The sequence below is a fragment of the Streptomyces sp. NPDC088194 genome (assembly GCF_040702025.1).
Classification (GTDB): domain Bacteria; phylum Actinomycetota; class Actinomycetes; order Streptomycetales; family Streptomycetaceae; genus Actinacidiphila.
Window position 1 is genome coordinate 21,091 of the sequence record NZ_JBFBIV010000096.1, and the last position, 9,309, is coordinate 30,399.

Genomic DNA, 9,309 nt, shown 5'->3' on the forward strand with positions numbered 1-9,309 from the left:
GGCGATCCGGCCGGGGCCGGGGCCGCCGGGGTCATACGGCCAGGGGCTGCGCGTGCGAGGCGTGCGATGCGTGCGGGGCCTCGGCGCCGAGCCCGACGTGCCGGGGCTCCGCGCCGAGCCCCTCCACGCCGAGCCCCAGCACGTCGCCCACCAGGTGCGCGACGGCGCTCAGCAGCCCGGCTTCCGACGTCGTCCCGTCCAGGACGAGGTCGGCCCGGTCCCGCGCGGGGGCCACGTACTCCGCGTGCCGTTCCCGCCCGCTGAGCAGGTAGTTGCGCAGCGAGACCCCCGGGTCCTGCCCGAAGACCTCGATCTTGCGCAGGATCTTCCGGGCCAGCCGGATGTCGTCGGGCGTGTCCACGTACACCCGCCAGGTGGCGCGCTCGGCGACCGCGCGGAGGGTGAGCGCGAACAGCCCCTCCACGACGACGAGCCGGTGCCGCCCGCCGGTGGCCGCCGCGTCGATCGCGGTGGCGACGGCGTCCTCGTCGATGGAACCGGGATGGTTCCAGTCGAGCGTCTCCGCCCCGGTCGCGCTCAACGTCCGCACCCCGCGCCCCGGATCGTGCGCGGGCACGTAGAAGTCGTCGAGGTGGACGAGACCGACGGTCTCGGGATGGTGCCGCGCCAGCGCTTCCGCAAGGGTGGACTTGCCGGAAGCGGTGCCGCCTGCGACCGCGAGTACGGGCACCGCGTGCCCTCCCACAACACCCGTCATACCGGGCGCTCCTCAGGTGCTCAAAAAAGGTGGGGACAGGACGAGAAGGGGAAAACCAAAGCGGCCGGACATGCCGGGTGGAGGGATGGTAGGGCGCGCGGATGGCCTACGGCAAGCGCCGTAGGCCATGAGTCGGGCAACGTGCGGAACCGGTGCGTCCGGCGCCGCGACCAGGGCGGCGACCAGGGCCGGACCGAGGCGGGACCGGAGCCCGAACCTGTCAGCCGTCACCGGGGCGCACCCGCGGCGGGGAAGCGACGGCCGCGCTACCCGAAGAACACCTCCGCCTCCGCGTAGAGGGCCGGGTCGACGGTCTTGATCCGGGCGGTCGCGTCGCCGATCGGCACCCGCACGATGGCGGTGCCGCGCAGCGAGACCATCGTGCCGAAGTCGCCGTCCCGGACCGCGTCGATGGCGTGCAGCCCGAACCGGGTGGCCAGCCACCGGTCGAAGGCGCTGGGGGTGCCGCCGCGCTGGACGTGGCCGAGCACTGTGGTGCGGGCCTCCTTGCCGGTGCGCTTCTCGATCTGGTGGGCGAGCCACTCGCCGACGCCGGACAGCCGGACATGCCCGAAGGAGTCGAGGGTGCCGTCCTTGAGCACCATGTCGCCGTCGCGGGGCATCGCGCCCTCGGCGACGACCACGATCGGCGCGTAGCGGATCTTGAAGCGGCTCTCCACCCAGGCGCAGACCTGGTCGAGGTCGAAGCGCTGCTCGGGGATGAGGATGACGTTGGCGCCGCCGGCCAGGCCGGAGTGCAGCGCGATCCAGCCGGCGTGCCGGCCCATCACCTCGACCACCAGGACCCGCATGTGCGACTCGGCGGTGGTGTGCAGGCGGTCGATCGCCTCGGTGGCGATGTTGACCGCCGTGTCGAAGCCGAAGGTGTAGTCGGTGGCGGACAGGTCGTTGTCGATGGTCTTGGGGACGCCGACGCAGGGGATGCCGTGCCGCTCGTACAGTTCGGCGGCCACCCCGAGGGTGTCCTCGCCGCCTATCACGATGAGCGCGTCGACCTCCTCCTCGGCGAGGGTGCGCCGGACCCGGTCGGCGCCGCCCTCCACCTTGAGCGGGTTCGTGCGCGAGGAGCCGAGTATGGTGCCGCCGCGCGGCAGTATGCCGCGGACGGCGGGGATGTCGAGACGTACGGTGTCCCCTTCGAGGGGGCCGCGCCAACCGTCGCGGAAGCCGGTGAAGTGGTAGCCGTATTCCTGGGTGCCTTTACGGACGATGCCGCGGATGACCGCGTTGAGGCCGGGGCAGTCTCCGCCGCCGGTCAGGACTCCGACCCGCATGGACTCTTCCCTTCGTCGCAAGCCAGCTGTGCCGGATGTGCAACCTCCGCCAAGCTAGCGTGACTTGGGTCACATGTCGCCGTCCCTGCGGTCGTCCGCCGCGCTCCCCCGGGCGCCCTGGTCACCCCGGCCGCGCGCGTCGGCCCGGCCCTCCTCGCCGCCCTCGTCGTCGAGGCCGCGCGCGATCGCGTACCGGACCAGCTCCACCCGGTTGTGCAGCTGGAGCTTGCCGAGGGTGTTCTGCACGTGGTTCTGCACGGTGCGGTGCGAGATGACCAGGCGCTGGGCGATCTGCTTGTAGCTCAGGCCCTTCGCGACCAGCCGCAGCACCTCCGTCTCGCGCTCGGTCAGCCGCGGCGCGGCCGGCTCGTCGGACTTCGCCGGCACCGGCTCGGTGGCGAGCCTGCGGTACTCCCCGAGCACCAGCCCGGCCAGGCCCGGGGTGAAGACCGGGTCGCCGGCCGACGTACGGCGTACCGCGTCCACCAGCTCGGCCCGCCCGGCGGACTTCAACAGGTAGCCGGTCGCACCGGACTTGACCGCTTCGAGTACGTCGGTGTGCTCGCCGCTGGCCGACAGCACCAGCACCCGCAGCGCCGCGTCGTGGGCGATGGCCTCCTTGCACACCTGTACCCCGGACGCGCCGGGCAGGTTCAGATCCAGGACGAGCACCTGGGGGCGGGCCGCACGGGCCCGGCGGATGGCCTCGGGCCCGTCGCCCGCGGTGGCGACCACCTCGAAACCGGCCTCGGCGAGGTCGCGGGCGACCGCGTCCCGCCACATCGGGTGGTCGTCGACGACCATCACCGTCACGGGCCGGTCCGGCCCGGCGTGCTCGGCGGTGCCGAGGGTCATGGCGTGGGTCCCCCTTCGGTCCGGCCGGCGTCGGTACCGGCCGGTTCGGTGCGTACGGCCGAGGCTACCGGGCCGCCGGGTACGGTCCCCGGCCGCGGGAGCGCGGGGGATACGGCGGCGGGGCGCGGCTCCGCGGTCGCCGGGTGCGGGCCCGTACGCCGGAGCCGACCCTTCTCCGGCACCGCCTTCGGCAGCCGCAGTTCCACCTCCGTGCCCTGGCCGGGCACCGAGAGGACCTCGGCGCTGCCGCCCAGGTCCCGCAACCGGCCCCGGATCGACTGCGCGACGCCCAGCCGCCCCTCCTGCGCCGCCGCGGCCAGCCGGCCCTCCGCGATGCCCGGGCCGTCGTCCCGCACGGTCACCAGCACCGCGTCCGGCTCGTCCTCCAGCAGAATCCAGGCGTGCGCCTGCTCGCCCGCGTGGTTGCGGACGTTGTCCAGTGCCGCGCCGACCGCCGCGGCCAGCTCGGCCGCGGCGCCCGGGTCCAGCGGCACCGGCGTGCCCGGCGCCGACACGGTGACCCGGCCGGAGGCGTACCGGGCCAGCAGCGTCCCGAGGTCGACCGGGCAGTCCGGCACGGGCGAGCCGTCGGGAGCGGTCGGCGACGGCTCGGGGGTGCCCGAGATCAGCGAACGCAGCGCCACCTCCTGCTCGCCGGCCAGCCGGCCGAGTTCCGCCGCCTCGCCGCCCGCCTGGTCGCCCCGGCGCTGCACCATCGCGAGCACCTGGAGCACGTTGTCATGGATGTCGCGGGCCAGCCGCTCCCGTTCCTGGGTGGCCGCCTCGATCTGTAGCGCCCGGGCCAGGGTGCGCTCGCTCGCCCGGGCCACCTCGACGACGTAGCCGATGGCGATCGCCGCGATCCACACCAGCACCAGGTTGTGCAGGGTCTCCGGGCTGGGGGTGCCGCGCTCCACGAGGTCGGCCGCGGCCACCACCGACGCGGCCAGCGCCGCCCAGCGCCAGCCGCCCTTCACCGCCCACGCCAGCACCGATCCGGCGGTCCAGATCGACGGAAGCGTGAACGCGCCGGACTCTATCCGCGCGGGCGCGTCCACCACCGCGGTCAGCAGCACTCCGGTCACCGCGACGGCCAGGTCCACCACCAGGAACGCGGGCGTGCAGCGTGCCGCGTTCTTCACCCGGCCCAGCGTGGCGAACGTCCACAGCGTCAGTACGCCCATGTACACGCCACCCGGCAGCGGGTGCCGCAGCTCCCCGGACGCATGCACGTACAGCGCCACCGCGTACCCGCAGGTCAGCACCCGATACGCGAGCAACGCCCGCCACAGCGGCAGCTCCACCGACATCTTCACGGCCACGCGTTCCTTTCCCCCGAACCGCCAGTCTCCCCCGGGCCCCGGGTGCGCTGCCCTCTTTTCACGGGAGGACCCGCACGAAATCAGCGCGCAGGGGGCGCCTCCCAGGCGGAGCTCCGGGGAGAACGGAGCGCGCAACCACCCACCGGCCCGCGGCCGGTACCCGAGCTCAGCCCCGACGGCGCGGATCAGGCCGCCCCACCCGAGAAGGTCCCGGGACTCACGCTTCCGGATCGGACGGGGGGTCCGCCTTCGCCGCCTCCGCGATCATCCGCTTCGCCGCCGTCGCGTAGATGTCCACGTACTCCTGCCCGGACAGCTTCATGATCTCGTACATCACCTCGTCGGTGATGGAGCGGAGGATGAACCGGTCGTGCTCCATCCCGTTGTAGCGGGAGAAGTCGAGCGGCCGGCCGATCCGGATGCCCGGGCGGATGGAGAGCTTGGGCATGACCTGCCCCACCGGCTGGACCTTCTCCGTGTCGATCATGGCCACAGGGATGACGGGCGCGCCGGTGGCGAGGGCGACCCGGGCCAGGCCGCCCGGCTTGCCGCGGTAGAGCCGGCCGTCGGGCGAGCGCGTCCCCTCGGGGTAGATCCCGAACAGCTCACCGCGTTCGAGCACCGCGATCCCGCTGTTGATCGCGGCCTCGCCGGCGCCGCGCGCGCCGGAGCGGTCGACCGGGAGCTGCCCGACGCCCTTGAAGAACGCGGCCGTCAACTTCCCTTTGACCCCAGGGGTGGTGAAGTACTCCGCCTTCGCGATGAAGGTGACCTTGCGGTCGAGCATGGACGGCAGGAAGAAGGAGTCCGAGAAGGACAGGTGGTTGCTGGCGAGGATCGCCGGACCGTCCTTCGGAATGTTCTCCATCCCCTCCACCCACGGGCGGAAGACAGCCTTGATCGGCTTGCCGAGAACGATCTTCATCGCGCCGTAGAACAACGGGGCCTCCTGTTGCCGTCGCGATGACCTTAACCCGCGCGGGGGCCGGTGGGGCTTACCCCTGGGGATCGGGTCCGCGTACGCTGAACGTCCGACTCCCGTGTACCCGCGTACGCGTCGTTGAACAGGAGATGCACGGTGCCGCTCATGCCCGGAGCAGAAGCGTACCGCCATGAAGGCGGCGAGACCGGTGTCCTGATCTGCCATGGTTTCACCGGCTCCCCTCAGTCGATGCGCCCGTGGGGCGAGTACCTGGCGGAGCGGGGGCTGACCGTGTCCGTGCCGCTGCTGCCCGGACACGGCACCCGCTGGCAGGACATGCAGGCCACCGGGTGGCCGGACTGGTACGCCGAGGTGGACCGCGCACTGCGGTCGCTGCTCGACTCGTGTTCCCGGGTGTTCGTGTGCGGCCTGTCCATGGGCGCCACCCTCACGCTGCGGCTGGCCGAGAAGCACGGCGCCGCGATCAGCGGGCTGGTCCTGGTCAACCCGTCGGTGAAGGCCGACGGGTTGCAGATCAAGGCGGTACCGCTGCTGCGGCACATCCTGCCGTCCGCGCCGGGCATCGCCAGCGACATCGCCCGCGAGGGCGGCGTCGAACTGGGCTACTCCCGGGTGCCGATGCGCGCCCTGCACTCGCTGACGAAGTTCTGGCCGGTGGTGCGCGCGTCGTTGCCCCAGGTCACCCAGCCGGTGCTGCTGCTGCACAGCAGGGAGGACCACGTGGTGCACCCGTCCAACACGGCGATGGTGCTGGGCAGGATCTCCTCCACCGACGTCACCGAGCTGGTCCTGGAACGCAGTTACCACGTCGCCACCCTCGACCACGACGCCGAGCGGATCTTCGCCGAGTCCCACGCGTTCATCGAGCGGCTGTCCGCGACCACGGCCACCGAGGAGGTCACCGCCGGTGGCTGACGCCGATCGCGAGGACGAGGGCGCCGCGCCGCTCGACGAGGACGCCGCCTGGGCGGCCCTGGTCGCCGGTTACGACGAGGAGCCCGAACCCGGGGCCGGGTCCTGGCCCGAGGCCGAGAACGTGACGCCGGACCAGCCGAAGACGCCGCCCGCCGAGGACCCCGCGGCCATCACCCCGCCGCCGACCCGCAGCATCGTCATCCACCCGGTGATCTCCGGGCCGCGGGACTACGAAGTCGAGGATGACGACGAGGACGCGCACTACGTCCCGCCGGAGCCGCCGCCGCTGCCCGAGGCCGACGTCACCACCAAGTTCGCCTGGCTCGCGGTGCTCGGCGGGCCGCTGCTGCTGCTCGTCTACGTCCTGCTCCAGCTCGACATCACCTGGTGGGTGATCCTGGTCGGCGTCGGGGGGTTCGTCGGCGGGTTCGCCACGCTGGTGGCCCGGATGCGGACGGGCGACGAGGACGACGAACGCCCGGACGGCGGCGCCGTCGTCTGACCGGCGGCCCGGCCGCACGGGCGGCCCGGCTGTCGTCGGGGTGGCCCGGCCGTCGTCGGGGCGGCCCGGACATCGTCCGGAGGAAACGGCCCGGGCCGGGACGCGCGTGACCCCGGGCCGGGACGCGGGGCCCCGGACCGGGACGGGAAGGCGCTAGGCCGGGACGCGCAGGGCCGCCAGCACCGGGAGGTGGTCGGTGGCCGAGGCGAGGTCGGTGCGCTTGACGCCCGGGAGGTCCAACGGGACGCCGGCGCCGAGGACTTGGATGCCCGTGGAGGCGAAGATCGCGTCGATCCGCCGACGGGGACCGAGCGCGGGAGAGGTGGGCTCGCCGCCCCACGGTTCGGTGGCCCAGGCGTCCTGGAGGGTGCCGGCCAGCCGCCGGAAGGCGCGCCCACCGGGCGGGTCGTTGAGGTCGCCGCCGACCACCCGGTGCTCCTCGCCGAGGGCGTCGAGGCGGCGCAGCAGGAGGTCGGCCTGCTCGGCGCGCTCGTCGGCGCGCAGGCTGAGGTGTGCGCTGAGCACGGACAGCCGGGTTCCGCCGAAACCCAGCACGGCGGTGGCGAAGCCGCGCTGGTGGAGCCCGGGGGTGCGCGGCAGCAGGATGTCCTCGGTGCGGATCACCCGGGCCCGCAGGGACGCGAGGACCATCGGCCCGGCGGCGGGAGCGCCGCCGGTGACGTAGAAGAGCCCGGTCGACTCGGCGAGGCGGGCCGCGGCCTTGCGCCACCGGAAGAACCGCGGGGCCTCCTGGACCAGGACGAGGTCGGGGGCGCAGGCACGGATCACCCGGGCCAGCGCCGCCGTGTCGTCCCGCAGCGAGCGGACGTTGTAACTCAGTACGCGGATGACCGCCGAGCCCCCTGGCTCCGTGGCGGAACTCGGCAGATCTTCCACTCGCGCTGCGCTTTCGTCGTGTCGTCCGGGTCGGCTCGAACCGGAGGGGTCGAGCCGGAGAGGTCGAACCGGTCGGGTGGGATGGGTCGGGTGGAACCGGTCCGGTGGGACCGGGTCCGGTGCGACCGGTCGGGTCGGGTCCAGTCGGTCCGTTTCCGGTCCGGGCCGGACCCGAGCGCTCAGCCCTGGCGGGCCAGGTCCGCCGCCCCCACCAGCCCTGCCTTGCCACCGAGTTGGGCGGCGAGCACCTGGGCGTGCGGCCGCCACTCGCCGCCGATCAGCCAGCGCCGGAACGACTTGCGGATCGGGTCGAGGACGAGCTCGCCCTCGTCCGAGACGCCGCCGCCGACGATGAACGCGGACGGGTCGAAGAGCGAGGCGAGGTCGGCGAGGCCGGCGCCGGCCCAGCGGGCCAGCTCGCGGAAGGAGTCGATCGCGACCGGGTCGCCCTGCCGGGCGGCGGCGCTGATGTGCCGGCCCTCGATGCTCTCCGGGGTGCCGTCGCCGAGGGCGAGCAGCACCTGGGCGTTCTCCGGGGTGGCGTTGGCACGCTGCTTCGCGTACCGGACCAGGGCGCGGCCGGAGGCGTACTGCTCCCAGCAGCCCTGGCTGCCGCAGCCGCAGAGCAGGCCGTCGGGCACCACGCGGACGTGGCCGAACTCCGCGGCGACGCCGAACCGGCCGCGGCGCAGCTTGTTGCCGATGATGATGCCGCCGCCGAGCCCCGTGCCGAGCGTGATGCAGATCACATCGGAGTGGCCCTGTCCGGCGCCGAAACGGTACTCGCCCCACGCCGCCGCGTTGGCGTCGTTCTCCACCACGACGGGCAGCCCGACGCGCTGTTCGACCTTGTCCTTGAGCGCTTCGTGCCGCCAGTTGATGTTGGGCGCGAAGAGCACGGTGGCGCGCTTGTCGTCGACGTAGCCGGCGGCGCCGATGCCGACGGCCTCGATCTGATGACCGGTGCTGACCTGGCGTACCGCCGCCACGATCGCGTCGATGACGCCTTCGGAAGTCGACGGTGTCGGCACCTTGACGGTCTCGAGAATCGAGCCTTCCTCGTCGACCACTCCGGCCGCGATTTTGGTGCCGCCGATGTCGACGCCGATGGTGAGTCCCATGTGTCCCTCAGTTTTCGGTCGATCCCCGCTAAGAGAACCGTACCGGAGAGGGGGTCAGTCGAGGTCGATGTGTTCAGCGGTTGAACGCGCGGAGCTCCCACCTGAGGTCCAGCGCGCCTCCGCTCCGGCCACCGCGGAGCGGTAAGCCGCCAGGAGTTCGGCTCCCGCGGTGCTCAAGTGATCGAACAGATCCGGGTTGCGTTCCTTGATGGGTTCGACAACGGAACGCACCTGGGAGATGACGCCTTGCGCGGCCATCTGCACGGCCGGGTTGCGGAGGGTGGCCAGCCGCTCCGTCACGGCGTCCCCCACGGCCTCCGCCAGCCTGCGCAGTTCGTCCGCCGCCGAGCCCGGCATCTCGCCCGCCTGTGCCCTTCGCCGCGCGTGCTCCGCCGCGATGTCCTCCGCGCTGGCCTTCGCCCACGCGTCAGCGTCGGGACGGTCCTTGGCTTCGCTCATGATCGGCTCCAAACGGTGTGTATCTCCGACGGTACCTGAACCCCCCGATTTTCCCCTTTCTCCCGGTTCCGGGACCACCCGCCGGTGGTGGGCTTCTCGCGCCGTTCCCCGCGCCCCTGGGTTTGTGCGGGTACTCCGCGGTGCGGCTCCGCCGCGCCTGCCCCTTGCAGGGGAGTGCCGGATCTTCCCCCCGGTGAGTGGCTGGTCGCGCAGTTCCCCGCGCCCCTGGGTAGGCCGACCTTCGTACGGAGTGGGGTGACGTGGTTGAGGTGCGCTGTCCCC

At 73.0% G+C, this 9,309-nt stretch carries 10 protein-coding genes; 2 read left to right on the top strand and 8 right to left on the bottom strand.

The annotated features are described in order from the left end of the window. Positions 1-31 precede the first annotated feature (31 nt). The 5 genes from AB0399_RS33985 to AB0399_RS34005 form a co-directional block, all read right to left on the bottom strand. On the bottom strand, positions 32-718 hold the full coding sequence (locus AB0399_RS33985) for a hypothetical protein (protein ID WP_366413906.1): 687 nt from the start codon (positions 716-718) through the stop codon (positions 32-34). 266 nt (positions 719-984) lie between these two features. Continuing rightward, the gene (locus AB0399_RS33990) at positions 985-2,013 is read right to left on the bottom strand and encodes a 6-phosphofructokinase (protein WP_366413907.1); all 1,029 of its coding nucleotides are present in this window, start codon (positions 2,011-2,013) and stop codon (positions 985-987) included. Between the two features lie 69 nt (positions 2,014-2,082). Beyond that, positions 2,083-2,868, bottom strand: a complete 786-nt coding sequence (locus AB0399_RS33995; RefSeq protein WP_329370378.1) for a response regulator transcription factor — start codon at positions 2,866-2,868, stop codon at positions 2,083-2,085. Then, positions 2,865-4,178: a DUF5931 domain-containing protein gene (locus AB0399_RS34000; protein WP_329374373.1), complete on the bottom strand. Its 1,314-nt coding sequence runs from the start codon at positions 4,176-4,178 to the stop codon at positions 2,865-2,867. Before AB0399_RS34000 ends, AB0399_RS33995 begins: the two co-directional genes overlap by 4 nt. Before the next feature lie 229 nt (positions 4,179-4,407). Then, the gene (locus tag AB0399_RS34005; protein WP_366413908.1) at positions 4,408-5,115 is read right to left on the bottom strand and encodes a lysophospholipid acyltransferase family protein; all 708 of its coding nucleotides are present in this window, start codon (positions 5,113-5,115) and stop codon (positions 4,408-4,410) included. A gap of 153 nt (positions 5,116-5,268) precedes the next feature. Between AB0399_RS34005 and AB0399_RS34010 the strand changes: the two genes are divergently transcribed. Continuing rightward, positions 5,269-6,048, top strand: a complete 780-nt coding sequence (locus AB0399_RS34010) for an alpha/beta fold hydrolase (RefSeq protein ID WP_329370374.1) — start codon at positions 5,269-5,271, stop codon at positions 6,046-6,048. Continuing rightward, positions 6,041-6,550, top strand: a complete 510-nt coding sequence (locus AB0399_RS34015; protein ID WP_329370373.1) for a hypothetical protein — start codon at positions 6,041-6,043, stop codon at positions 6,548-6,550. Before AB0399_RS34010 ends, AB0399_RS34015 begins: the two co-directional genes overlap by 8 nt. 153 nt (positions 6,551-6,703) lie before the next feature. Here AB0399_RS34015 and AB0399_RS34020 read toward each other — a convergent pair whose 3' ends face one another. The 3 genes from AB0399_RS34020 to AB0399_RS34030 form a co-directional block, all read right to left on the bottom strand. Beyond that, positions 6,704-7,447 carry an endonuclease/exonuclease/phosphatase family protein gene (locus tag AB0399_RS34020; protein WP_366413909.1) on the bottom strand — a complete coding sequence of 248 codons (744 nt, stop codon included), beginning with the start codon at positions 7,445-7,447 and terminating at the stop codon, positions 6,704-6,706. Positions 7,448-7,626: 179 nt separating this feature from the next. After that, positions 7,627-8,568 (bottom strand): ROK family glucokinase, encoded by a 942-nt coding sequence (locus AB0399_RS34025; protein WP_328463049.1) that lies wholly within the window; start codon positions 8,566-8,568, stop codon positions 7,627-7,629. A gap of 54 nt (positions 8,569-8,622) precedes the next feature. Continuing rightward, positions 8,623-9,027: a DUF5304 family protein gene (locus AB0399_RS34030; protein ID WP_329370371.1), complete on the bottom strand. Its 405-nt coding sequence runs from the start codon at positions 9,025-9,027 to the stop codon at positions 8,623-8,625. Between the last annotated feature and the right edge of the window lie 282 nt (positions 9,028-9,309).